The sequence below is a fragment of the Streptomyces parvus genome (assembly GCF_014648875.1).
GTDB lineage: Bacteria > Actinomycetota > Actinomycetes > Streptomycetales > Streptomycetaceae > Streptomyces > Streptomyces parvus.
On sequence record NZ_BMRY01000013.1, the window covers coordinates 1 to 25,292 of the forward strand.

Here is a 25,292-nt window from a genome sequence, read left to right on the forward strand (position 1 = left end):
TGACGACGCCTTTGGGGTGTCCGGTGGATCCGGAGGTGTGGATGAGGTAGGCGGGGTGGTGGGGGGTGAGGGGGGTGGTGCGGTGGTGGTTGGTGGGGTTGTGGGTGGGTTGTTGGTTGAGGTGGTGGTGGGTGGTGGGGTGGTCGATGTGGAGGGTGGTGGTGTGGTGGGGGAGGTGGGTGTCGGTGGTGGTGAGGGTGAGGGTGGGTTGGGCGGTGGTGAGGGTGTGGGTGAGGCGGTGGGTGGGGTGTTGGGGGTCGAGGGGGAGGTAGGCGGCTCCGGTTTTGAGGGTGGCGATGATGGCGGTGATGAGGTCGGGGGTGCGGGGGAGGGCGATGGCGATCGTGTCTTCGGGGCCGATGTGGTGGGTGGTGATGAGGTGGTGGGCGAGTTGGTTGGCCTGGGTGTTGAGTTGGGCGTAGGTGAGGGTGGTGTTGTTGTGGGTGATGGCGGGGGCGTTGGGGGTGCGGGCTGCTTGTGCTTCGAAGAGCTCGGGCAGGGTGCTGCTGGTGGTGTCGGGCGTGGTGTGGGTGGTGGCGTGGTTGAGGAGGGTGGTGCGTTCCTCGTCGGTGAGGAGGTCGATCCGCCCCACCGACCGCCCCGCATCAGACCTGGCGACGGCCCGCACCGTGGAGAGCAGCCGCCGGTGCTGGGCGGCGAGCACCTCGTCCGGGCAGATTTCCGGATGCGCGTTGAGGTCGACCGTCAGTCCGGTGCCGTCACGCCGGTCCCACACCGCGATGGTGAAGTCCCCGACCAGACCGGAGGAGAGGTTGTGCGCGGTGGTGGGCAGTCCGGCGAATTCCAGCGCGTAGTCGAAGGACATGATGTTGATGACCGGGGCGTACCACGTGCCCAGGTTGCCCGGCAGACCGAGGTCCCGTTGCAGATCTTCGGCCCGGTACCGCTGGTGCCGGCCCAGTTCGATCACCCGCTCGGCGATCTGCCGGAGGAGTTCCCCGAGCGTCAGATCCGGCCGCAGGGACAGGCGTAACGGGAGGACGTTGGAGGCCATGCCCGGTGTCCGGCGCAGTCGCTGGTCCAAGCGCGCGGTCACGGGCAGGCCGACCACCACGCACGATGCGCCGGTCGTGCGGTGGAGGTGGACAGCCGTCGCCGCGATGACCAGGTGCGACCAGGGGGCGCGGACCCGGCGCCCGGTATCGCGCAGCTCGGCCAGCTCGGCCGGCCCGAGCCGGGCGGTCCGCCGGAGGTAGTGGCCGGGCACGGTCGTCGGCCGTTCCACGATCCCGGTCGGCTCCGGACGGTCGGCCAGGTGGGCCGTCCAGTAGGCGCGGTCCCGGGCGAAGTCTTCCGAGGCGCGGTAGGTCCGGTCGGATCGCACCAGGTCGTCCAGGGCTCCGAACGGGCTGGGCCCGGCCTGGCCGCCCTCGGACAAGGACGTGTAGACCTCGGCCACCCGACGGGTGATCAGCATGGCCCCGAAGGCGTCCATCACGATGTGGTGATAGCCCTGGTACCAGAAGAAGCGGTCGTCCCCCAGGCGCAGCAGGGCGTACTCGAAGAGCCGGTCCCCGGTGATGTCCATGGGGCGTGCCACCGCGGCGTCCAGCCATGCGCGGGCCCCATCCTCGGGATCCGCTCCGGTGCCGAAGTCGATCACGTCGAGGGGCCAGTCGGAGGGATCCGTGAGGGTCTGCTCGACCTCTCCGCCTTCCTCGGCGAATCGGACGTGCAGTGCTTCGGCCTCGGTCACGACCTGCCGCAGAGCCCGCTCGAACAGAACGGGGTCCAGGGCTCCATGGATCTCCAGATATTCCCCTACCCGGAATACACGCCCGCATTCCGGCAAGCGCTGCTCGGCGATCCATATTTCGTGCTGCGCGGCCGTGAGGGGAAATGCGACACCAGCTCTGAACGACAAGTCCCTACCTCCGGTGATTTCCCTCCGAATAGCCGGGTCGAAGAGGGAGAGGAAAGTGAAAGTGAAGTTTCGGAAGACTTCATGGAAGCTTCCGGGGGTCGGGGATCGGGCGACCGCCCGGCCATGGGGAAAGTGGGTCGCCCAGTCTGCCGATGTTCGGGGCAACTGCCCCAGTCAAAACCTTCGGCAACTTAACGCGGGTGCTCCCGGCGGTCAAGAAGTGCTTTCCTTCCTGTCCCGCCGCGGCGGTGCCCGTGTCCCGCCGCGCGGGACACGGGCCACTATCTACGCAGGTCGAAGCGTTGCTCTTCGTAACTCTTGCCTGCGCGGGAGATCTTTTTGCGCCCTCGCCCACGGCTTTTGGTCCGCGACGGGTACGCCTGTCCCGCCGTGCTTGCCCGCTCCTTCCCGGCGATGTTAGGTTCGCGGCCATCAAATGCCCGAGCTCTATGGGGCGGTTTTCTCATGAGGAAGTGGACATGGCAGAGAATTGGTGGGGAGAGCATCTGCTGGCGCGTGGATCGGACAGTGATACGTGGGCGATCTCCACGGAGCCGGTGAGCCGGGGAGAGCTCCGTAAGACAGTCGCCGACCTGAGTGAACTATTCGGTGATCACGGAATTTCCGATGGAAACTCGGTACTCTTACAGATGAAGCCGAGTTTCACGTATCTCCAGGTTCTGCTCGCCCTGTGGTCCCGGGGCGCCCAAGTGATTCTGGTCGACTTCCGACTGAAACCGGCCGAATACGACCCGCTGATCGCAAGGGTGCGTCCCCAGTACGCAGTTGTCGCGGAGGGTGCCGAGGGGCCGATGGCCGGATTCCGCCAGGAGTCCGGCTTCGCGGTGCGGCGCATGCCGGACGGACGACCGGCGGAGGGCGATATCCGTCTGGTGCAGTTCAGCTCGGGCTCGACGGGGCGACCCAAGGTGATCGGCCGGCCGGCCGGTTCCGTGCTGGCGGAGCTGGAGCGGCATGCCGCGCTTCCCGCAATTCCGGGGGAGGGGGACCGAGTCCTCCTGCTGAACTCGGTCATGCACAACATGGGCCTGGTCAGCGGCGTACTGCACGCGTTGGCCGCCGGGGCGACACTGGTCGTCCCCCCGACTCTCCGCCCGGCCGAAGTGGTGCGACTCATGGCCCGCACGCGGGCCACCGCCGTGTACGGGACGCCCGCCCATTACGCGCTTCTGGCCCGTGTCCGGGACGCGCCGCCGCTGCCCGACCTACGGCTCGCCGTCTCCGGAGGAGAACGGATGCCGCAGGAGACCTTCGACGACTTCCGGGTGGGCTTCGGCCTTCCGATCTGTCCGGTGTACGGCGTTACCGAGATCGGACTGATCGCCGGAGATCTTTCGGGCGCCTCCGTACCCCCTCAGGTCGGTCCGCCGGTTCCAGGCATCGACGTGGAGGTCACGGCCGGCGAACTGTACATACGGATGGACCGCTCACCGTATCTGTACGGCGACCAGGGCGACCGCTACGAGAGCGGGCGGCTGCGGACCTTCGACAGGTTCGACCAGGATCCCGCGACCGGAGTCCTGACCATGCGCGGCCGCGCCGACTCCCTCGTTGTCGTCGGCGGGCTGAAGGTCGACCTGGCCGAGGTGGAGGCCATGCTGCTGGACCACCCCCGGGTCACCGAAGCCGTGGTGGTCCACGCAGAGGCCATCGAGGCGTTCGTGGGCGCCGAAGGGGAACTCGCCGCCGACGAACTCACCGCGTGGTGCCGCACGCGGCTGAGCGCGGTCAAGATCCCCCGGCGCTTCACCGTCACCGACCGGCTGCCCCGCAGCTCCATGGGAAAGCTGGTCCGCGACCATGCCGTGCTGAGCGGACGGGGCACACCGGAAGCTCCGTCACGCAGACAGGGAGACACATGATCTCGAAGGACGACATCAGGGCGATCCTGGCCGCGAGCACGGGGATCGGTTCCGTCGAGGAGTTCCCAGACGACGCCGAACTGGTGGTCGACTCTTTCACCCTGCTCGTGCTCCAGCACGGACTGGAGGACAAGCACGGCGTGATCCTGGACCCGCAGTTCGAGGACATGGGTCTCCTCACCTCGATCGACGGCATCCATGCCTACGTGCTCGGGGTCCTCTCGTCCTCCTGACGACCCGCTTCGTCTACGCGCGTCCCTTCCCCATCCACTCCTTCCGATCCGCAGGGAGCCACCATGACCAATCCCTTCGAGGACCCCGACAGCAGTTACCTCGTACTCGTCAACGACGAGGGGCAGCACTCGCTGTGGCCCGCGTTCGCCGATGTGCCGGCCGGCTGGACGGTCGCGCTCGCCGAGACCGACCGCGCGACATGCCTCGCGTACATCGAGGAGAACTGGACCGACATCCGCCCGCTCAGTCTCGTACGCCGATAGGAGAACACGATGCGCGACCAGGCTTTCGAGCTGCTGCTGCTGAGAGAGGAGGACCTGGATGAGTCGTTCTTCGGCGAGGAACCGAGTGCCGCCTACGACCCCGCCTACGTCTCCGGTGATCCGTCGGGGCGGGTCATCGTCGATCTCACCAACATGCTGACGCACGGGACCCACCCCGAGACCCTCCGGCACGGCTCCGCGCTCTTCACCAACGTCGTGGGCTCGGTGGTCTTCCACCACGTGGCGCAGTTCGGGAGCGACGCCGCCCACAAGATCTACGAGGAACTCCACACCGCCGTACAGGACTGCGCGTCCTACCGGATGGAACTGAACGACGGGGTCCAGATCGACATCACGCGGGTCGCGTTGGAGACGGCGGAGATCGGCGACGACGGATTCCTGGTGCGCTGGCTCTCCACGGTCGATCATTTCCGCGTCGACACCTCCTGGGTGGTGGCCCGGAAGAGCGATGTCCTCACCTTCGTCAACACGCGTGTCCCCGATCAGGAGGAGGCGCTCAAGCTCGCCCGTGTGAGCGTCGCCCGTCTCGAGAATCCGGACGGCACTCCATGAGTTCGGCGCCGCCGGATCCCGGGATCGAGGCGTCTCTCGCGTCGGTCGACGCCTGGCTGACCGACTACATCGCCATGAACCATCCGGAGATCGGGAGAGTCGGCCCCATCTGCCCGTTCGTCACCCCGTCCCGCAAGAACGACTCCATGGAGATCCGGATCCGGCTGCTCGGGTTCTCACCCACCGCCGAACTCGTCGAGGAGGTGGCGCGGAGCGGTCTGCGCGAGTACGAGCTGACCACGTGGCAGGGGAGGAACCCCATGCTCCGTGCGATGGTGATCGTCCTTCCCGACCTGCGCAGCGAGGACACACCGCTGCTGGACCGGGCGCAGGAACAGGTCAAGGACGCCTTCGTCTCGCGAGGGCTCATGATCGGGCAGTTCCACCGGAACTGCGACGTCACGGCGGCGAGGAATCCGCGCTTCGTCGTGAGCAGGGCTCCGGTGCCCGTCCTCGCGATTCGTTCCATCGCGCTGCACGACATCTTCTTCCTGGCCGAACGGCGGCACTGGTTCGAGAAGTATCGTGAGAGGTTCGGCATGTACTTCGGGGCGCAGGTTGCGGCCATGGATCCGCTCCTCGTGGACTGCTACCGCAGCGCGGAGAAGGAGTTCGGCCACGCGTCGTAGGGCGGTGGACGTCTCGCCCGCTCACATTGCCTCCCCCGCGCCGCGAGAGGTCGGAGGTGCGCGACGTCCCCCCGGCATCAATTGCCTATGGAATGTGCCTGCATTCGCCTGCGGAATGCCGACTGACGGCAACGAGCCGGGCCGATCCATTTCGACCTCGGCAAAGGAGGCCACTTCGAGAAGTCGACCGACTGGTGGGTGTAGGACGGCAAACGATGCGCCGACCCACGGCGACGGCACTGCGCGGACGGTGCACGTGGTTGGCGCGGTGAGGGCACCTACCCGGTCGATTGGAAGCAGGTCCGCGACGACGGCCCCGGCGGCTACGACACCTCAGGGCCCGAGCGGGACCGGGATGCGCACATGGACCAGATCGCCTCAGCGGCATCGGCGCTATCCGGGATCTCGCCGGCCTGCTGCGTGGGCGGCTGGGCGAGCTCCTCGACGACGCTCCGCTTGCCGTGGTGAAGGCGGTCGGGGAGCTGGGAGCCATTGTCGCTCGCGCCGGCCCCGTTGCTGCATCGCTCGTCCGGAAGGCCGAGACACCGGTCGCGGATCGCTGAGCTGCGCGGCAGGAGGTCGAGAGCGCGAGCTGTGGGACTACGCGCTACTGGTAAATCCTCGACCGCTTCCCGGTCCCGGCCCCGCATCGGCCGCCTCTCGCGGCTATGGCGGGGACTTTGAGCGCCGCACTGGAAGACCGGACGGCTGGTGAACCACGCAGGCGGCCGTCCCTTCGCCCGGGTGGACGACGAGCAGGGCGAACTGGGTCAGAACCACGTGACCGCTCAGCACCGAGGACCCGGGCTCCTCCACCACGTCAACCCGCGGATGGGCCTGCGCGAGAACGACTTCCACACGCTCGCCGACTTCGCCCAGTCCCTGGACGCCTCGCGCACCACCGGCCGAGCACCTCGCCGGCTCGGCAGGCAGCGCCGCACTCGAAACCGAGATCTTTGCGGGACAGCCCTTGGCGTTGGGCTATTTCCTCGATCGTGTTCCGCGCTTGCTGAAAGGCGGTGCGCGCTCCGCCAAGGGCTTCCATCGTCGAAGTCGATAGGCGGGGGCTGTCCTCGGGTTGTCTTGGCGGAGTTTGGTGGACACGAACCGGGACAACCCCGACCGCCAGATGTGGTTGAGTTTTCCGGGACAGTTGATCCACACACCGTCCGCTGCGGGACACCGTCCCGCCGCTCAGTCCCGTTCGGACCATGAGCCTCACCGAAGGACCCCACCTGCACATGAGCACCCCCGACACTCGTCCCCCGCGTTGGCCTTTACCTCCCGCCCCGCCCTCCCATGACCCCGTCCTCTTCGCGCGGGCGATGCGGGACATGCGTCTGACGTGGCGTGCCCGCGGGATCCTGGCCGAACTCTCCGTCGGCTACGACCCCGGGCAGGACCCCACGATCAGCGAGCTGGTCGCGCTCAACCGCGACGAGCGTCTGGCTGCCGAGGGCCGCGAGGCCTTCCGTACAGCGGTCCGTGAGCTGCGCGGCCTCGGCTACCTCACTCCGGACGCCACCACGGCCTCCGGTGTCGGGGAGCGTCTGATCGTCGATCTCGCCCCGGCCGCGGAAGCCTGGCTGATCCCGCAGCACCCCGGTTTCGGGCTCTACGTGGACGGGAGCTGACCGTCCGGCTCTCTGCCGGGCCGGCCCGACGCCGTCCTCGTGTGACGGGGACGGCCCGCCTATCCTGCGGGTATGGCCCAGCCCGTTGAACTCGTCATATTCGACTGCGACGGCGTACTCGTCGACAGCGAACGCATCGCGGTGCGCGTGGACGCACTCGTCCTGGCCGAGCTGGGGTGGAATCTCACCGAAGCCGAGATCGTCGACCGGTTCATGGGCCTGTCGAGCCGGTCGATGACGCGGCAGATCGAGGACCACCTCGGGCGCCGTCTGCCGGCCGACTGGGAGGAAGAGTTCAAGCCCCTCTACGACGATGCGCTCGCCGCCGAACTCACGCCCGTCGAAGGCATCGTCGACGCCCTCGACGCGCTCGCGCATCTCCCCACCTGTGTGGCATCCAGCGGGAGCCACGACAAGATGCGTCTCACGCTGGGGATGACCGGTCTCCGCCCACGCTTCGAAGGCCGCATCTTCAGCGCCACCGAGGTCGAGCACGGCAAGCCGGCCCCGGATCTGTTCCTCCACGCCGCGCGGAAGATGGGGGTCGCGCCCGAGGCGTGCGCCGTGGTCGAGGACAGTCAGTACGGTCTTCAGGCAGCCCGGGCCGCGGGCATGCGGGCCTTCGCCTACGCCGGCGGACTGACTCCCGCGGACCGACTCGAAGGCCCCGGCACCGTCGTCTTCGACGACATGCGCAGCCTGCCCGGCCTCCTCGCGCATCACTGACCGCCGCCTGACCACTCCACGCCATCAGCCACTGCCGCCGCAGAGCCACGAAGGAGAGGCGGTCGGCCCATCGGGGGCCGACCGCCTCTCCCGTTCCCCCCGGGTCAGGTCAGCACGCGCCCGCCGGGCGGTCCCGCTTCACGACGTTCGTGCAGCCGGTCGTGCCGTCCAGCCACACGACGCGCTTGCCCTCGTCGGCGGAGGCGTAGACCTGGTCGCCGCGGTTGCACCGTCGTCGGTGAAGGCCGTCTGGCCGATGCCCTGCGCACCCTCGGCTCCGGCCGGCATCATCCGAGTGGTGCCGGTGGTGGTGTCCAGGACCCCGACGCCCAGTTGGTAGTCGCCGCCGGCGGCCCACATTGTGGCGTAGGCGATCTTCCGTCACGGATCGAGGGCATGGCTGTGACCCCGAGCGAGGCGATGGTCCCTCGCTCCACTGGGGCCTGCCTCAGGCGATCACGCCGAGCTCACGTCGACCAGACCACCTTGCCCTGGTGCACGATGACCACCTTGGCGTCGGGCCTCAGGACCATCTGGGCGCCGCCGAAGTCATGGGTCTTGGAAGCCCAGATGGGCCGGTCGTCGCCGTTGTGGATGACCAGGTTGCCGTCGGGCTGGAAGATCGCCCGATGGTTCGCGCCGAACGTCATGGCGGCCCAGATGGGCTTGTTCCGCTCGTTGTAGACGACGAGGTTGCCGTCCTGCTGCATCGTCATGCGGATGCGGTTGGTGGCCCAGGACTGGCCGACCCCGATGGAACTGGTCGCGGAGACCGTCTGGGTGCCCCAGTCCGGCTTCGGGGCCGCCTTGGGCTTCGGCTTCGGTGAGGCCTTCGGCTTCTCGGCGGGGGCGCTCGTCCGGGGCGCGGGCGAAGGGGCCACGGGCGCGGGAGCGGCCTTCGGCGGGGTGGTCTTCTTCTGTTCCGTCGGGGACGGCGTGGGCTTCACCGCCACGTAGTCGTCCAGGGCCGCCGGGGCCGACTCGGGGTTCAGGACCGTGTCGGCGCTCCCGGCCACCGGTGCCGTACCGCTGTTACGGGGCTCCTCGTCGTTCGCGCTGCCCATCAGCAGCACGGGTATCGCGACCAGGGCGGCGCCGACGAACGCCGCCCCCGCCAGGACCGGTGCGCGGGGGCGGCCCCGGTCGGCAGCGGTGAGGGTCTTGGTGTCCGGCTTCGTGGCGACGGCCGCTGCCAGGGCGATGGCCTCCGTGCTGCCTTCGGGCGCTTCTGTGGCTGTGGCCGGCACCTGGGTCTTTTCGGCACCGGTCGTTGCGGCGGGCTCGGTCGGGGGCTCCCCGGTACCGGCCGTCGCGGCGGCCTCGCTCCGGGGCTTCTGCGGCTCGGCCGGGGCGGCGGGCGGCGGGGAGGCGGGGCCGGACTCCTCCGTGGCGCGCGGTGGGGAAGCGGGGCCGGACTCCTCCGTGGCGCGCGGCGGGGAAGCGGTGCCGGACTTCTCCGTGGCTGCCGCCGCGGACTCGGTGCCGGGGGCGGGGGGCTCGGGGGGCATGCGCTGACTCCTCCTCGGGGGCGAGCCCAACGTAGCCCGTCGGACGAGCGGGAGAAGCCACTCGCCTCGATACGCCTCTGTCGCTTTGTCATCCCCCGCCGCGCATGTCCCGGAAAGTTCCTCACTCGGGCAGAGAACGGGCAGGTAAACGGCCTATACGGGCCCGCGGCCGGACCCCGTGAACGGGGCTCGTGTGACATCCTGTTGAGGCCGTTCGGCACTCACATATTCGTACGGAGCCAAGAGTTCAGGTGGATGCCTCCCTCGTGCCGGAAGCCGTGAAGGACGCCGCACGCCGTGCGCCCGGCCACTGGGTCGGCATCGTCGATCCTCAGTGGACGCAGGCGCGGACGCCCCCGGAGTGGGCCGTGCTGGGGGAGTGGCAGTCGGACGAGAGCGGGAGCGTGGGCGAGTACCGCGCCAACCCCGACTACCGTCCCTCCGCCCGGGTCCTCGGCTGGCCGGAGCCCACCGATCCGGTGGACGCGGCCGCCCAGCGGGCCGCCACGGGATACGGCACGGTTGACGAGGCGCTGGCCGCACTCGCGGAGGCGGACGTCACCGTCGTACGCGGGCCCGACGGCGGGCCACTCCTGGCCGCGGGGCGGGACGGGGCGCCGGTGGCGCTGCTGTTCACCTCGCCCACCCACGCGTTCATGTCCGCGGCACTTCACCATGACACCGTGGCCGCCCGGGAGCTGGCCGGGTCGCTGGCGGAGACCGGCGTCCTGTTGTCGGTCAACCCCGGTGCCGCGGCTCCGCTGCTCGTTCCCGCCGACAGCCTTGCCGGTGCCGTGAGTTCCGGCCCGGAGACCGCGGCCGACGGCCCCGCGCCGACCCAACCCTGGCCCCACACCACAGGGAGAACCCCGTGACGCGTTCGTCGTCCCAGCAGACCTCCGCTCCCGCTCCCGCACAGGCGAAGACCGAAGCCGCGCCGGCCGAGGCCGCCGAGGCGGAGAAGACCAAGGAGGCCGAGAAGGAGGAGAAGGCCGAGCGGGGCGAGCGCTCCGAGGCCCAGTCCTCCGAGCGCCAGTCCTCCCAGGCCGAGGCCCACGCCCCCGGCGCCCGGGCCGGAACGCCCGAGGCCGCCACCGCCTCCGACTCCGAGACCGATCCGGACCCCGGCGCCCCCGCCGCCCAGAGCCGGCTCCCCGCCCTCGTACGGACCATGACCGCCACCGCCATCGGGAAGCCGCAGCAGGAGGCGGGACCCGTGGGGCGGCCGGGCAAGGCCGCGCTCGCGGGGGCTGCGGTCGTGGGCGCGCTGCTCGTGTCGGTGCCCTTCCTCGTGCTCGCCGGGAACAACGACGACGGGCCCGAGCGGACGAAGGCCGCCGGTGCCGGGACCGTCCTCGACGGAAGCGGACCGGAGGCGCCGGGCGAGTTCGCCGTCACCGCCCCCGAGACCGGCGCGGCCGCCGAGGACGGGGAGAAGGAGGGGAAGGACGAGGCGAAGCCGGAGAAGGGCGGCAATCCCGTTCCCGCCATTCCTCCGGGGGGCGGCGGCAAAGCGGGGACGAAGGAGGACAACGCCCCGAACGACACGCCGAAGAAGGCCGATTCGTCCAAGGAGAAGTCCAAGGAGCAGTCCAAGGAGAAGCCCGAGACCGGCAGCGGCGGCGGCAGGAACCAGCCGGCCAAGGCCCAGCCCGCCGTCACGTTCAGCGGGCCCGTCTCCTTCCGCAGCCACCTCTCCGGCCGCTGCCTCGACGTCCCCGGTCACAACTTCAACGACGGCCAGCCGCTGTTCATGTGGGACTGCAACGGCGCCGACGCCCAGAAGTGGCGCTTCGGCTCGGACGGCACCATCCGGGCCAGGGACAAGTGCCTGGACGTGGCCAACGCGAACTTCGCCAACGGCTCCCGCATCCAGCTCGCCTGGTGCAACGGCTCCGCCGCCCAGAAGTTCACCCTGAACGGCGCCCACGACCTGGTCAACACCGTCGTCGGCAAGTGCGTCGACATCCCGAACCACAGCAAGGGCCGGGGCCCGGAGACCTACCTGATCCTGTGGGAGTGCACGGGACTCGACAACCAGAAGTGGAGCACCTGACCCGGGCGCGGGCAGCGAGACATGATGAGATCGCCGGAGCGCCGAACCCTGTCCCCGGCGAAGAGGGGCGTCCGGTCAGGACGCCGCCGTAGCAAGGAGGTTGGTGCGTGTCGCGCCAGGTACTGACGGTCGGCCCCGCGGACCGCTTTTCCACGATCGGTGAGGCGCTCGCCGCGGCCCGCACCGGTGCGCTCATCAGCGTCCGGCCCGGGACGTACGCGGAGAACCTGGTGATCCACACCCGGGTGACCCTCACCGCAGCCGAGGGGCGGGGCACGGTGGAGATCCGGCCGCGCTCGGGCAGCGTCGTCGCGCTGCGCGCCGACGCCGTCATGATCTCCGAACTCACCCTGCGCGGCGGGGACTCCGAGCTGCCCGCCGTTGACGTACGGCGCGGGCAGGCCGCGCTCGACGGGTGCGAGATCGTCGGCGCCGCCTGGACCGCGATGCTGGCCGGCGGCACCGGCTCCCTCGCGCTGCGGGACTGCCGGGTGAGCAACCCGCAGGGCGCGGGCATCGTGGTCACCTCCACCGCCCCCACCACCGTCGAGTCCTGCACGCTCGAACACCTCGGCACCAGCGGCATCGTCCTCGCCGAGCAGGGCGAGGCGCGGGTCCGCGACTGCACGGTGCGGGGCGCCCGGGGCAACGGGCTGCTCGCCAACGGCGAGACCCGGGGCACCGTCGAGGACTGCGACATCTCCTCCACCGACAAGCCCTCCATCGCCCTGGAAGGGGACTCCGCCGTCTCCGTCGTCCGGACCGTGGTGCACGACACCAGCACCGGCGTGCATCTGAGCAGCGCGGGCCGCACCACCCTGGAGGACGTCCGCGTCACCGGCGCGTCCGGGAACGGGATCGTCCTCGCCGTGGGCACCGACCCCGTCCTGCGCCGCTGCCGTGTCTCGCGCGCACGGGGGCACGGCCTGTTCGTCACCGACCGGGCGCGCGGCACCTTCGAGGACTGCTGGGTGGACGCGGCGCAGGGCGCCGCACTGCGGGTCGCCGGGGCCTCCTCGCCGGCGCTGACCGGACTGACCGTCCGCGACTGCGAAGGGGCCGGGCTGCTCCTGGAGGAGGACGCGGCGCCCGAGCTGGACCGCCTGGAGGTCATCGGCTCCTCGCCCGCAGTCGCCCTTCAGGGCGGCGCCAACCCGCTGCTGCGCCGGGCCCGGCTGGTCGAGCCCGCCGGTGACGGCATCGCGGCCACCAAGGACGCCCGGGGCCGCGTCGAGGACTGCGAGATCGTCCGCCCGAAGGGCGCCGGTGTCCGGGTGGCCTCCGGCTCCACCCTCTACCTGGCCGGTGGCGGGGTCTCCGACACCGCCACCAACGGCCTGGTCGTGGAGGACGGCGGCAACGTCACCGTCCGCGACTTCCGCGTCGAGGTATCGGGTGAGGAGGGTGTGGTCGTCGCCGCCGGTGGTGAACTGACCGCCAACCGCACCACCGTCCACGCCCCCAAGGGACACGGCTTCCTCCTCCGCGAGGGCGCTCTTGCTTCGCTCAGCGGCTGTGAGGCGGGCGGGGGCGCCCAGGACGGCTTCCGGGTCGAGTCCACCGCCCCCGTCTCGCTCGTCAACTGCACCGCCCGCGAGAACGAGGGCGGCGGCCTGGTGCAGACCGCGCCCGGCGAACGGCTCGCCGTGGACGGCCTGAACAGCGTCGGCAACGGCAAGCGCGACGCCTGGGGCAGCGGCAGTGCCGAGAACACCGACCCGGCCGGCTCCGGCGCCGCCGACGCGCCCCCGCCGGACCGCGCGGACGGCCCGCTCGGCGCCCTCAACGCGCTGATCGGCCTGGAGAACGTCAAGCAGCAGGTCCGTACCCTGGTCAACCTCACCCAGCTCGCCCAGCGCCGCGAGCAACTCGGCATGCCCGCACCGCCGATGAGCCGACACCTGATCTTCGCCGGACCGCCCGGCACCGGCAAGACCACCGTCGCCCGCCTCTACGGGGCGATCTTGGCCGAGCTGGGCTCGCTGCGCAGCGGACACCTCGTCGAGGTCTCCCGCGCCGACCTGGTCGCCCAAGTCGTCGGCGGCACGGCCATCAAGACCTCCGAGACCTTCCAACGAGCGCTGGGAGGGGTCCTGTTCATCGACGAGGCGTACACCCTCACCGCCGACAGCGGCAACGGCGGCGCCGACTTCGGCCGCGAGGCCGTGGACACCCTGCTCAAGCTCATGGAGGACCACCGCGACGACGTGGTCGTGGTCGCCGCCGGCTACTCCCGCGAGATGGAGTCCTTCCTCAGCTCCAACCCGGGCCTGGCGTCCCGCTTCTCGCGGACCGTCGAGTTCGAGAACTACTCCGTGGACGACCTGGTCGCGATCATGGAGAGCATGTGCACCCAGCACCAGTACGAGCTGGGGGAGGGTACGGCCCAGGCGCTCGGCGCCCACTTCGGGGCCATGGACCGGGACGCCGGATTCGGCAACGGCCGTGCCGCGCGCGGGGTGTTCGAGGAGATGGTGGACCGGCAGGCGATCCGGCTCTCCGCCCAGGCCCAGGTCAGCGAGAACGATCTGCGGCTCCTGCTCCCCGAGGACGTCTCCGCCACCGCCGCCGCCTCGGCCGCCGAGACCGCCGCACCGGCCGACGACCCGCTCACCCGCCTCGGCGACATGATCGGACTGGCCGAGGTGAAGCGCGAGGTCGCCGATCTGGTCAATCTCATCACCACCGCCCGCCACCGCGCCGCCGCCGGGCTGCCCGTCCCCACCCTCAGCAACCACCTGGTCTTCACCGGCCCGCCCGGCACCGGCAAGACCACCGTCGCCCGGCTCTACGGCGAGGTGCTCACCCAGCTCGGCGTGCTGGAGCGCGGCCAGCTGATCGAGGCCGCCCGCGCCGACCTCGTCGGCCGCTACATAGGCCACACCGCCCAGTTGACCCGCGAGGTCTTCGAAAAGGCCCGCGGCGGCGTGCTGTTCATCGACGAGGCCTACACCCTCACCCCGCGCGGCGGCGGCGCCGACTTCGGGCAGGAGGCGGTGGACACCCTGCTGAAACTGATGGAGGATCACCGCGACGAGGTCGTCGTCATCGTCGCCGGATACACCGACGAGATGGAACGCTTCCTCGCCTCCAACCCCGGCCTCTCCTCCCGTTTCCCGCGCCGGATCGCCTTCGCCGACTACTCCTCCGAGGAACTGGTCACCATCGTGCGCGCCCAGGCCGCCGCCATGGGGTACGAATGCGGCCCCGGCACCGGACCGCTGCTCAAGGAGCACTTCGACGCGGTACCCCGCGACCGGTCCTTCGGCAACGCCCGGCTGGCCCGCCAGGTCGTCGAGTCGATGGTCACCCGCCAGGCGGGCCGCATCAGTTCGCTGGCCGCACCCACCCTGGACGACCTGCGCATCCTCCTCCCGGCGGACGTCACGGCCGCGGCCCCGAAGGCGGTGCAGCAGTGAGGACGCCCGCGCGACGGGCCACCGGAAGGCCCCGAGCAGGCCGGCTGCTGTACGGGGTCTCGCTCGCCGCCGCTCTGGTGGTGCCCGTGGCCGTACCCGCCCAGGCGGCACCTGTCACCGTTGCACCGGCCGCCGACGGCGCCAAGGGCCAGGAGCTGCCCGGGATGCCCACCGCGCTCGATCCCCGGGCCGAGGCCGTCGCCTGCACCCCCGCATCCAAGGAGCAGGCGAAGAAGCAGGACTGGTCGCGCCAGCGCCTCGACCTGGACCGGCTGCACCGGCACACCACCGGGTCGGGGGTGACTGTCGCGCTGATCTCCACCGGCGTCGACCCCGGGGCCGAAGGGCTCGACGGCCGCGTCACCGCCCAGGGGCAGGCCGCCGACGACTGCGTCGGACAGGGGACGTTCCTGGCCGGGCTGATCGCCGGGACCGGCGGCCCCACCCCGCGCCTCGCCGGGGCTGCCCCGGGCGCGAAGGTCCTCGCCCTGCGCGGCACCGACCGGCGCGGGCAGCCGGACCCCGCACTCGTCACGGCGGCGGTACGGGCCGCCACCACGGCCGAGGCCGACGTCATCGCGGTCGCGGTGGCCCTTCCCCGTAAGGACACCGCGCTCACCCGGGCCGTCGCCGAGGCCCGCAAGGCGGGGGCGGTGGTGGTCGCGTCGGCCACCCCGGAGCCGCCGTCGCGCGGCTCGGCCGACGAGATCCCCTCGCGTACCTACTGGCCCGCCGGTGAGGCCGGCGTCCTCGCGGTCGCCGACATGCTGCCCGCCGGGGCCCGGCCGGACGCCGCCCTCCCCACCGAGGGCATCGATCTGGCCGCCCCGGGCGCCGGAGTGGTCTCCGGCGGGCCGCGCGGCAAGGGGCACTACCTCGGCGGCGGGGTCGCGGTGGCCACCGCGTACGCGGCCGGGGCCGCAGCCGCTGTCCGCGCCACCCACCCCGAGGCGTCGGCCGACGCGGTGACCCGTCGGCTGACCGCCACCGCGTACCCGGCCGACATTCCCCAGCTGGACGCCTACGCCGCCGTCACGACGGTCCTCGGCGACGCGGGCGCGCCGGTCGGCGGTGCGGAGCGGGCCGCCGAACCCGTGGTCGTACGCGACACCTCCGACACCGACCGCGCCACCGGCCGGGCCGTCCTCTTCGTCCTCCTCGGCTCGGCGGGCGTCCTCTCCCTCCTCTGGGCCGGTTTCGCCCTCACCCGGGCCCGCGCCCGGGGCTGGCGACCGGCGGGGGCGGGCACCCCGGACCGGGGCTGAACGCGAAAGGGCCTCCTCCGCGCGGAGGAGGCCCTTTCGCGTTCTATTCCACCAGGGCCGTCTGCACCAGCCGCGGCTTGCGGCGCTGGATGTGCAGGGCCCGGCCCGGCGGCAGGTTCAGCGGCTTCGCGTTGCCGAACAGGCGGCCCTCCGTGGGCGGGCAGGAGAGCAGGACCGCCGGGTTGTTGGCCTCGTCCAGGCGGCGGATCAGGCCGTCGCTCAGACCGCGCCCCGCGCCCATCGCGCTGCGGGCGACGACCAGATGCAGGCCCATCTCGTAGCCGAGGGTCAGATGCTCGAAGAGCGGCTCGAAGGGGCTCTGGAAGGAGTTGCTCGACACCATGTCGTAGTCGTCGACCAGGACGAACAGGCGCGGGCCCGTCCACCAGTCGCACCGGCGCATCCGGGCGGGCGAGATGTCGGCTCCGGGCACCCGGGTCTTCATCGCGCGGGCCGCGCCCTCGATGGTCTCGTTGAGGTTGTCGAGGGAGATGACATGCCCGATGCGGTACTCCTCGGGGATGGCGTCGACCAGGGTGCGGCGGTAGTCCACCGCGATGATCTTCGCCTCCTCGGGGGCGTACCGGGCGGTGATGCCCTGCGTGATCAGGCGCAGCAGGTTGGTCTTGCCGCTCTCGGTGTCGCCGACCGCGATCAGGTGCGGCGTCCGGCTGAAGTCGTGCCAGACCGGCTCCAGCGCGTCCTGGTCGAGACCGAGCGCGAGGCGCATGCCGCCACCCTCCGTGGCCTCGGGGGAGGGGAGTTCGGAGACCGGCAGCCGGTGCGGGAGCATGCGTACCTGCGGGGCGGCGGGACCGGACCAGTGCCGGGAGATCTCGCCGACCAGATGGGCCACGCCCTCGCCCAGGTCCTCCAGGGAGCCGCTGCCGTCCAGCCGGGGCAGGCCCGCGAGGAAGTGCATCTTGCTGTCGGCGGTGATGCCCCGGCCGCCGGTGCGCGGCACCGAACGGGCCTTGCGGGTGTCGATCTCGGAGTCCATCGGATCACCCATCCGCAGTTCGAGGCGGGTGGCGGCCTGGTCGCGGACCTGCGCGGACAGTTCCACCCAGCGGGTGGTGGTGATGAGCAGATGGATGCCGTAGTTGAGGCCCCGGGCGGCGAGTTCGTTGAACTTCGGGATCAGGTCGTCGTAGTCCTGGCGGACCGTGGACCAGCCGTCGACCACCATGAAGACATCGCCGAACGGCTCGTCGGGGAACTCCCCGGCGGCGCGGCGCCGCCGGTAGGACTGCATGGAGTCCAGGGTGTGGTCCACGAAGAACTGCTCACGGCGGGCCAGGAGCGTCATCACCTCGGCCACCGTCCGGTGCACCCGCTCCGGGTTGAGCCGCGCGGCGACCCCGCCGACGTGCGGGAGCGCGGCGAGCTGGGAGAGACCACCGCCGCCGAAGTCCAGGCAGTAGAACTGCACTTCGGCCGGGGTGTGGGTGAGCGCGAGGGCGGCGATGAGGGTCCGGGCGACCGTGGACTTGCCGCTCTGCGAACCGCCCGCGACGGCGACATGGCCGCCCGCCCCGGCCAGGTCCACGACCAGCGGGTCGCGCCGCTGCTCGAACGGCTTGTCCACCAGGCCGACCGGCACCCGCAGCTTCGCGGTGCCCGGCCAGCGCGAGGCGGTCAGGCCCCGCTCCTCGTCCGGCGCGATCCCCGGCAGCAGCGCGTCCAGCGGGGACGGCTCGTCCAGCGGCGGCAGCCACACCTGGTGGGCATCCGGCCCGGAGCCGCGCAGCCGGTCCAGCGCCACATCGAGCAGCGCCTCCTCGTCCTCGGCCTCCTCCGTCTCCGGCTCCGGATCGGGCGGGGTCTCCAGGGTGCGCGGCACCACCCACCCGCTCGTCCACGGGACCACCTGGCTCGCCACCCGGGCCTGCACCACCGCACCGGTCCTGCGCCGGTACGTCCCCGAGGAGTACGCGGCACGGAACCGGGTCAGGGCCTCCACCCCGGACTTCAGATAGCCGCTGCCGGGCGCCGCGGGCAGCTCGTAGGCGTCCGGTACGCCGAGCACCCCGCGGCTCTCCATCGCGGAGAAGGTCCGCAGCCCGATGCGGTACGAGAGATGGCTCTCCAGCTGGTGCATACGCCCCTCGTCCAGGCGCTGCGAGGCGAGCAGCAGATGGACGCCGAGCGACCGGCCGAGGCGGCCGATCATCACGAACAGCTCCATGAACTCCCGATGGGTGGACAGCAGTTCGCTGAACTCGTCGACCACCACGAAGAGGCTGGGAAGCGGCGCCAGGTCGGCGCCGGCGGCGCGGGCCCGCTCGTACTCCAGCGCCGAGGTGTAGTTGCCCGCCGCGCGCAGCAGCTCCTGGCGGCGGATGAGTTCACCGTGCAGCGCGTCCTGCATGCGTTCCACCAGGGCGACTTCGTCGGCCAGGTTGGTGATCACGGCGGAGGTGTGCGGGAGTTCCTCCAGGCCGAGGAAGGTGGCGCCGCCCTTGAAGTCGACCAGGACGAAGTTGAGGGTCTCGGAGGAGTTGGTCAGGGCGAGACCGAGGACGAGGGTGCGCAGCAGCTCGCTCTTGCCGGAGCCGGTGGCCCCGATCAGCATGCCGTGCGGGCCCATGCCGCCCTGCGCGGACTCCTTGATGTCGAGCTCGACCGGGCGGCCGTCCACGCCGACCGCGATCGGCACCCGCAGCCGGCCGGAGCCGGAGTGCCGGGCGAACAGGGTCTGCGGGTCGTGCCGGTGGAGATCGGGGATGCCGAGCAGGGTGGTCAGCTCGACGTCGGTGTCCAGCGGCTGCGCGATGTCGGTGCCGAGGCTCATCCGGCGCGGGGTGAGCAGCCGGGCCAGCGCCTCCGCGCCGAGCGGGCCGAGCCGGTCGGGGCGGCCGAGCGGCACCGTGCGCTCCTTGCGGCTGCGGTCGGTGCGCACCAGGTTCACCTGGCCGGGCCCCACGGTGAGGCGCAGCGTGTTGCGGCCGGGCCGCCAGCGCAGCGCCTCGGACACATCCAGGATCAGGGCGTTGCGGTAGCCGTGGCCCTCCCAGCGGTGGCCCTCCGGGACGCTGACGCCGTCCAGCACGACGACGGTGTACGGCTCGTCGCGGCCGGGCCGGGCGTCCGGGTCGAACCCGGGGCGCTCGGCGAACTCGGCGCCGAGCAGATCGTCCAGCTCGGTGAGGTCGGCGGTGATCCGGCGGGCCTGCCCCGCCCCGTCCTCCTCGTGCGGATCCAGCACGTGCGGCAGCCACTTGACCCACTCCCAGTCGGCCCGCCGCTCGTCGCTGACGCAGAACGCGATCCACAGCTCCTCGGGTGCGTGGAACACCGCCAGCTGCCCGAGCATCGCCCGCACCAGCGCCCGTACGTCATCGCTGCCGTCCGCACCGGCCGCCGCGCCCTCCTCGCCGGGCGTCTCCTCCGGGCGCAGCAGGATCCGGGCCGAGGAGCGCAGATAGAGTCCCAGCGGCTGCTCCGGGATGGTGGAGTAGGCCCGGATGAAGCGGCGCAGGGCGTGCGCGCAGAGGGGTTCGAGATCCTCGACCGGACGGGTGGAGACCGGGTTCAGCGTGAGCGCGAGCTGCTGTTCGCCCACCGCGAGACGGACCTCGCCGAAGTCCTCGTCGGCCGGGCGGCGTTCCCACAACCTGGAGGTGCGGGCCAGCGAGCGGAGCGAGGCCGGCTCCGGGTGACGCCAGGCGAGCGCCCGCTGCTGCTCCGCGATGGTGGTCCGCACCCGCTTGCGGGTCTGGGCCAAGTAGCGCAGATAGTCGCGCCGTTCACCCTTCAGTCGTTGCTTGCGCTCGCTGGAGCGCCGCATCAGCTGCCCCAGCAGCATCGCGCCGGCGGAGAGCGCCATGACGCCCATCGCCAGATACATGAAGACGCCGTTCCCGCCGCCGGGGCGCAGGAACATCAGCATCATCGACACCGACATCAACGCCATCGGCAGGTACGTCCACACCGCCGAGGTGTCGGGCACCGTCTCGGCGAGGACGGGCGGCTCCTGGAGGGTCAACTGCCCCTCGGGCATCTCCGGCCCGCGCCGGCGGGCCGGACGGCGAAACAGCACGACACTCAAGGAACAGAACCTCCGGTTCACTGGCTTTGCCGCCCGCCGAATACCGGTGCACCCGGCAGCGGGAAAGACCGCACCAGGCTGATTCATTCGGTCGCGGCACATGCTCCGATGAACGCCGGGTGAATGTATCGAGCGGATTGCGCGGAGCGGCCGACTTCCCGGAAGGCGCAACCGCATACCGGATTCGAAGCCCGGCCCGCAGCACGGCCGGTGGCCGCAGGCAGTAGTCTGCATTCACGGAACGCGCCCTGTCCACGCGGGAGGGGCCCGCACCCGGTGCGCGGGCACAATTTCCCTGCCGGGCCCCCGGCTTCACGGCCGCGCGGACTTTCCGTACTGTTCGCACATTCCCTCTCGCCGGGGAAGTCCTCTGTCAAAGCCTGCACGGAAGACGAGAGTTCTGCTGATGACCGACAGTGCGGTGGCCGAAACGTGCCGCCTGACCGTACGTGCGCCGAGCGTCACCATCGATCTGGCCGTGCCCGCCGACGTACCGGTCGCCGATCTGCTCCCCACCCTCCTGCGGTACGTCGGTGAGGAGGCCGAGGAGGCCGGGCTCGACCACGCCGGCTGGGTGCTCCAGCGGCTCGGCGACGCCCCGCTCGACGAGGAGACCACCCTGGCCCGGGCCGGTCTCGCCGACGGCGCGGTGCTCCACCTGCGCCCGCACACCGAGGCGCTGCCCGAGGCCCGGCTCGACGACCTGGTCGACGGGATGGCCGAGACGGTCGGCCGCCGGCTGCACACCTGGCACGCCGGAGCGGCCCGAGGACTGCTGGTCGGCGCCGCCGTGGCGACCGTGGCGACCGCTCTGGTGATGGTGTTCCAGCCCGGCGTGGCCGACTCCGCCACCCGGGCGGCCTGCGCGGCCGTGGCCGGAGTGCTGCTCCTCGCGGGCGCCGGCTCCGCCAGCCGCGCGGTCGGCGACCGCCTCTCCGCGACCGCTCTCGGCCTGCTGGTCGCCCCGTGCTTCGCCCTGGTCGGCTGGGTGCTGCCCGGCGGCGACCTGACCGGCCCCGACGCGGCGCGGGTCGTCGGCGCGCGGCTGCTGGCGGCCGGCGCCGCCGCGGCGGGCGGCGCGGTCCTCGCGCTCGCCGCGACCGCCGTCGGCGCCCCCGCCCTGCTGGCCACCGCCGTGGTCGCCGTGGCCGCCGCGGTCGCCGGGGCCCTGATGGGCTACACGAGCCTGGACGCGGCGGCCTCGGTCGCCCTGGTGGCGACGGTCGTCGTGCTCGCCGCCGGAGCCGTGGCGCCCTTCGCTTTCAAGTTGGCCGGAATGCGTATGCCCGCCCTGCCGTCCTCCGCCGGACAGCTCCAGGAGGGCATCGACCCGTACGCGGGCGACGAGGTCGCCGAACGCACCGAACTCGCCGGACGCTGGGTCACCGCGCTCTTCGCGGCCACCGGCACCACCACCGCCGCCGCACTCGCCGTCCTGGCCCACCACCCGGACCTCCCCGAGACGCTCACCGCGCTCGCTCTGGCACTGCTGCTGCTCCTGCACTCCCGGGGCCTGGTCCACATCGGCCAGCGGCTCACCCTCGCCGTGCCCGGGATCCTGGGGCTGCTGCTCCTCGCCCGCGCCTGGGCGGTGGACAGCGACGCCGACGGCCGCGTGATCGTCTTCGCGGTGCTGCTCGCCTCCGCCGCCGCCCTGGTGACCGCGTCCTGGATCGTGCCCGGCCGCCGGGTGCTGCCGTACTGGGGGCGGGCGGCGGAGCTGGCCCACACCGGCTTCGCGGTCGCGTTGCTGCCGTTCGCCCTGTGGGTGGCGGGCCTCTTCGGCTGGCTGCGCGGCCTGTTCGGCTGAGCACCCGCGTACGCCGGACGACCAGAAACGAGTTGAGGAGAGGCTGTGCAGTCCAAGCGCGACCAGGTCCAGGCCCACGGATTCATGATGGGCAGGCTCAGCTCGGGCCTGCTGATGGCCGACCCGGATGCCCCCGAGAGCCCGCTGGGCCGTACCACGCGCGGCGTCGTCTTCGGCCTGCTGGTGACCGTCCTGATCGGCGCGGGCGCCACCGTCTACGGGCTGCTGCGCCCCGGCGGCAACGACACCTGGCGCAAGGGCGAGCACCTGGTGGTCAACCGCGACACCGGCGCACGCTACCTGTGGACCGGAACCGACGGCGTCCTGCACCCGGTGCGCAACTACGCCTCGGCCCGGCTGATCGGCGGGTCCGACCTCAAGTCCGTGGACGTCTCCACCGCCTCGCTGCGGGACGTCCCCGTGGGAACCCCGGCGGGCATACCCGGCGCCCCGGACACCCTGCCCGACCCGGGACGGCTGGACGCGGGCGCCTGGCACATGTGCGTCACCGGGCCGGACGGCCCCCTGCCCAGCACCTCGGGCGGCGTCGCGGACGCCGGAGTGGACCGGCCGGGGGCCACCACCGTCGTCGCCGGGGCCCCGCTGGACTCCCAGGACGTCGGCGGCGACCGCGGGGTGCTCGTACGCGGCCCGGACCGCACCGAGTACCTGGTGTGGCGGGGCAGCCGGCTCGCGCTGGACCGCGTGTCCGACGCCCGCAACGCCCTCGGCTACGGCTCCGAACAGGCCATGCCGGTCTCTGCCGCCTTCCTCGACGCCCTCGCCCCCGGCCCCGTCCTGAAGCCGCCGGCGGTCCCGGGACGCGGGGGGAAGGGCCCGGTCATCGGCGGTGAACCGAGCACGGTCGGCCAGCTCTTCGAGGTGAGTGTGCCCGGCGGCGGCAGCTCCTACCACCTGCTGCTCAAGGACGGGCTCGTACCGCTCTCCGGTCTGCAGGCCGCCCTCGTGCTGGGCGACCCGGCCACCCAGAAGGACGCCTACCAGGGGCGCTCGCCCGAGGCCCGCGCGGTCGGCGCCGACGCGCTCCGGACCCACCGGGCCGAGGAGGCGGCCGCCGCCGGCTCCGCGGGCGCTGAGCTGCCCCGTACGCCGCCGGCCCCGCATTCCGCACCGCGCGGCACCGCGCTCTGTGCCCAGGTGGACGGCGGCGACGGCGGCGCGCGGATCCGGTCGGTGCTGGTCCCGCTGACCGCTCTCGCCCCCGTCGCGGTGTCGCAGGGAACCGCCCAGCCGCTGGCCGCGGCCTGCGTACGGACCGACGCCACCGTCGTACGCCCCGGGCGTGGCGCGCTGGTCCGGGCCCTGCACGCGAGCGGCGCCGCACACGCCGGAACCACGTATCTGGTCGCGGACAACGGCGTGAAGTACCGGTTCCCGGCCAAGGGCGCCCTGACGGCGCTCGGGTACGGCGAAGGGGACATCGGCTCGGTCCCCGCACCCCTGCTCGCCGCTCTGCCGACCGGAGCGGACCTCGACCCGGCCGCCGCCACCGGCGCCGCGGAACCCCGGGTCACCGCACCGAAGTGCGGGGCTTCCGCCAAGGACGGGGCAGGCGACTCCCGGCCATGATCCAGGAGAAATCCCCCATAGGGTGCCGAAGAAAGAGAAATGGGTGGGGAAGCGGGCCTTCACCCATGACTCGGCATCGACCGCGGCCTATTGGGGCTGGACCGCGTCCGAAGGGAAACCTCAGAAAAAGCTCAGAAATTGAGCGCCAGGCACTCTGCGGAAACCCGCGAAAGAGACGCACCGCACCGGAAACGGGCCGCCTCGATGACCGTTCGGATTCTCCGGCTGCCCGTTTCCCGTCCGGATGGACCGGTACGCCCGGACGGCGGCCGGTCCGCGTTCATTTCGTGGAAACCTTCGGACAACTCCGTTGGCATGCAAGGAATCCGACCCGAAGAACTATGCTCAAATCTTCCCTGCATGCGTTGCGGCGGACGGCGATTTCTCTTTAGCCTCGGCGGGCAACGGTGCGACGAGAAGTCACTCAACGAAGGGAGCGCGACATGGCGGACAGCGGCCAGAGGCGGGCGGACTATGCCAAGGGCCTGGGAGGTGTCTCCTCGCTGGAGTCGGCCCGGGCGGCGGTCGAGAAGATCCAGAACAACGTCGGTGAGATCGCGGCGCGTTCGGGTGTCGGCGGCGACGAGGGCCAGGCCCTGCTGAAGCTGTTCCGCAGCTGGAACGGCGAGGCGCAGAAGGTCGTCGTGCAGATCAGCAAGATGATCGACGCGCTCCAGGAGAACGTCACGTCGGCCGACCGGCTGGCGAAGGAGAACCAGGACCTCACCGAGGTGCTCAACAGCAAGACCAGCCAGGGCGTCTTCGAGGCGCTGCGCTGACCCGTCCCCGGCGGCGCCGGCCCCCTGTGCGGCGGCCGGAACCTGTGAGCATCCCCGGGCCCGCGGGCCCGGCCACCCGAGAGGAGATGTCATGGCCGACGGCATCATCGATGTGCAGTACTCCACGGTCCGCAACGCGATCGAGGAGCTGAAGCAGCAGACCCAGCAGATCATCACCACCCTCAACAACCTGGAGGACGAGCTCAAGCCGCTCGTCACCTCCTGGGAGGGTGACGACCAGGCGATGTACCGCGGCGTCCAGGCCGAGTGGGACCAGGCGACCAAGAACATGGCTCTGCTCCTCGGTGACAGCGGCGAGCTGGTCCAGAGCATCCACGACAACCACTCCCGCGACGAGCGCCGCAGCGCCGACAACTGGGGGAACGTGCGGGCCCGTTAGCCGCCCGGCCGGAGGTCGCCTTCCCGCCCGTACGCGGTGGAGGCGGCCCCCGGCCTCCCGCACTTCCGTCTCCGCGACCCCCGTCAGGACCCGACCGCAGGAGGACGTCCCATGGCCGGTGAGCAGGCCGACGTCAAGCATTTCGACCTCAAGCAGATGGAGAACTTCCGCGACAACGAGGTGCACCCGGTCTACACCAAAGCCAAGAAGCACAAGGAGGACGGCGAGGGTGAGGGCGACGGCCGCATCCGCCCCCTCGGCGAGCTGATCGGCGGCTACACCACGCCCGACAACCTCGACCAGCAGAAGCAGCTCCTGCGCCTCGGCCTGATGAACACGGAAGCGCTGGTCTCCGGTCCGAAGCTGGTCGAGAGCGTGACGACCGTCGCGACCTCCCTCGACAAGCTGCTCGGGGACCAGATGGAGCTCTTCAAGGAGCTCAAGGAAGCCCTCACCGACACCATCGAAGAGGCCAACAAGACCAAGAACAAGAACCTGGACGCGATCGACGCACAGACGCTGCTCCAGACCTTCGAAGAGGTCGACACGCTCACCAGCGGATCCTCGGACACGGAAGAGAACTAGCC

19 protein-coding genes and 1 pseudogene are annotated in these 25,292 nt (G+C 71.4%); 17 read left to right on the plus strand and 3 right to left on the minus strand.

Annotated features, from left to right (window positions below):
- Positions 1-2,050: condensation domain-containing protein (locus IE140_RS30595; RefSeq protein ID WP_308438427.1), on the minus strand; the 2,050-nt coding region annotated here is incomplete at its 3' end.
- Between the two features lie 314 nt (positions 2,051-2,364).
- Between IE140_RS30595 and IE140_RS30600 the strand changes: the two genes are divergently transcribed.
- The 8 genes and pseudogenes from IE140_RS30600 to IE140_RS30630 all read left to right on the plus strand — a co-directional run bounded on the left by IE140_RS30600 (position 2,365) and on the right by IE140_RS30630 (position 7,827).
- On the plus strand, positions 2,365-3,768 hold the full coding sequence (locus IE140_RS30600) for a class I adenylate-forming enzyme family protein (protein WP_150198179.1): 1,404 nt from the start codon (positions 2,365-2,367) through the stop codon (positions 3,766-3,768).
- Positions 3,765-4,001, plus strand: coding sequence for a hypothetical protein (locus tag IE140_RS30605; protein ID WP_093443310.1), 237 nt, complete (start codon positions 3,765-3,767; stop codon positions 3,999-4,001). Before IE140_RS30600 ends, IE140_RS30605 begins: the two co-directional genes overlap by 4 nt.
- A gap of 63 nt (positions 4,002-4,064) precedes the next feature.
- The gene (locus tag IE140_RS30610) at positions 4,065-4,265 is read left to right on the plus strand and encodes an MbtH family protein (RefSeq protein ID WP_150198177.1); all 201 of its coding nucleotides are present in this window, start codon (positions 4,065-4,067) and stop codon (positions 4,263-4,265) included.
- Positions 4,266-4,274: 9 nt separating this feature from the next.
- On the plus strand, positions 4,275-4,838 hold the full coding sequence (locus tag IE140_RS30615) for a hypothetical protein (protein ID WP_150198175.1): 564 nt from the start codon (positions 4,275-4,277) through the stop codon (positions 4,836-4,838).
- On the plus strand, positions 4,835-5,467 hold the full coding sequence (locus tag IE140_RS30620) for a DUF6875 domain-containing protein (protein ID WP_093443316.1): 633 nt from the start codon (positions 4,835-4,837) through the stop codon (positions 5,465-5,467). The genes IE140_RS30615 and IE140_RS30620 overlap by 4 nt, the downstream gene beginning before the upstream one ends.
- Positions 5,468-6,157: 690 nt before the next feature.
- Positions 6,158-6,370, plus strand: a pseudogene (locus IE140_RS36280) (hypothetical protein); the annotation flags it as partial.
- Positions 6,371-6,801: 431 nt separating this feature from the next.
- Positions 6,802-7,101, plus strand: a complete 300-nt coding sequence (locus IE140_RS30625; RefSeq protein ID WP_225681414.1) for a hypothetical protein — start codon at positions 6,802-6,804, stop codon at positions 7,099-7,101.
- A 72-nt stretch (positions 7,102-7,173) separates the two neighbouring features.
- Positions 7,174-7,827 (plus strand): HAD family hydrolase, encoded by a 654-nt coding sequence (locus IE140_RS30630; protein WP_150198711.1) that lies wholly within the window; start codon positions 7,174-7,176, stop codon positions 7,825-7,827.
- A 467-nt stretch (positions 7,828-8,294) separates the two neighbouring features.
- Here IE140_RS30630 and IE140_RS30635 read toward each other — a convergent pair whose 3' ends face one another.
- Positions 8,295-9,335, minus strand: a complete 1,041-nt coding sequence (locus IE140_RS30635) for a mannose-binding protein (protein WP_189460889.1) — start codon at positions 9,333-9,335, stop codon at positions 8,295-8,297.
- Between the two features lie 227 nt (positions 9,336-9,562).
- Between IE140_RS30635 and IE140_RS30640 the strand changes: the two genes are divergently transcribed.
- The 4 genes from IE140_RS30640 (at position 9,563) to IE140_RS30655 (ending at position 16,075) form a co-directional block, all read left to right on the plus strand.
- Complete coding sequence (locus tag IE140_RS30640; protein WP_373296206.1) at positions 9,563-10,210, plus strand: type VII secretion system-associated protein; 648 nt, start codon at positions 9,563-9,565, stop codon at positions 10,208-10,210.
- Positions 10,207-11,391 carry a ricin-type beta-trefoil lectin domain protein gene (locus tag IE140_RS30645; protein ID WP_150195121.1) on the plus strand — a complete coding sequence of 395 codons (1,185 nt, stop codon included), beginning with the start codon at positions 10,207-10,209 and terminating at the stop codon, positions 11,389-11,391. Before IE140_RS30640 ends, IE140_RS30645 begins: the two co-directional genes overlap by 4 nt.
- Positions 11,392-11,498: 107 nt before the next feature.
- Positions 11,499-14,810 carry a right-handed parallel beta-helix repeat-containing protein gene (locus IE140_RS30650; RefSeq protein WP_150195119.1) on the plus strand — a complete coding sequence of 1,104 codons (3,312 nt, stop codon included), beginning with the start codon at positions 11,499-11,501 and terminating at the stop codon, positions 14,808-14,810.
- The gene (locus IE140_RS30655) at positions 14,807-16,075 is read left to right on the plus strand and encodes a S8 family serine peptidase (protein WP_150195117.1); all 1,269 of its coding nucleotides are present in this window, start codon (positions 14,807-14,809) and stop codon (positions 16,073-16,075) included. Before IE140_RS30650 ends, IE140_RS30655 begins: the two co-directional genes overlap by 4 nt.
- A gap of 43 nt (positions 16,076-16,118) precedes the next feature.
- Here IE140_RS30655 and eccCa read toward each other — a convergent pair whose 3' ends face one another.
- Entirely contained in the window at positions 16,119-20,126 is a 4,008-nt protein-coding gene (gene eccCa, locus IE140_RS30660; protein ID WP_195826270.1) for a type VII secretion protein EccCa, read from the minus strand.
- Between the two features lie 406 nt (positions 20,127-20,532).
- Here eccCa and eccD point away from each other — a divergent pair, with 406 nt between their 5' ends.
- From eccD to IE140_RS30685, 5 genes are all read left to right on the plus strand, one after another.
- The gene (eccD, locus tag IE140_RS30665) at positions 20,533-21,936 is read left to right on the plus strand and encodes a type VII secretion integral membrane protein EccD (RefSeq protein ID WP_150195114.1); all 1,404 of its coding nucleotides are present in this window, start codon (positions 20,533-20,535) and stop codon (positions 21,934-21,936) included.
- Positions 21,937-21,981: 45 nt separating this feature from the next.
- Entirely contained in the window at positions 21,982-23,526 is a 1,545-nt protein-coding gene (eccB, locus tag IE140_RS30670) for a type VII secretion protein EccB (protein ID WP_150195112.1), read from the plus strand.
- A 443-nt stretch (positions 23,527-23,969) separates the two neighbouring features.
- Positions 23,970-24,305, plus strand: a complete 336-nt coding sequence (locus IE140_RS30675; RefSeq protein WP_010069962.1) for a hypothetical protein — start codon at positions 23,970-23,972, stop codon at positions 24,303-24,305.
- Between the two features lie 91 nt (positions 24,306-24,396).
- Positions 24,397-24,705, plus strand: coding sequence for a WXG100 family type VII secretion target (locus IE140_RS30680; protein WP_006122784.1), 309 nt, complete (start codon positions 24,397-24,399; stop codon positions 24,703-24,705).
- Between the two features lie 111 nt (positions 24,706-24,816).
- Complete coding sequence (locus IE140_RS30685; RefSeq protein ID WP_032769060.1) at positions 24,817-25,290, plus strand: type VII secretion system-associated protein; 474 nt, start codon at positions 24,817-24,819, stop codon at positions 25,288-25,290.
- The last annotated feature ends 2 nt before the right edge of the window (positions 25,291-25,292 follow it).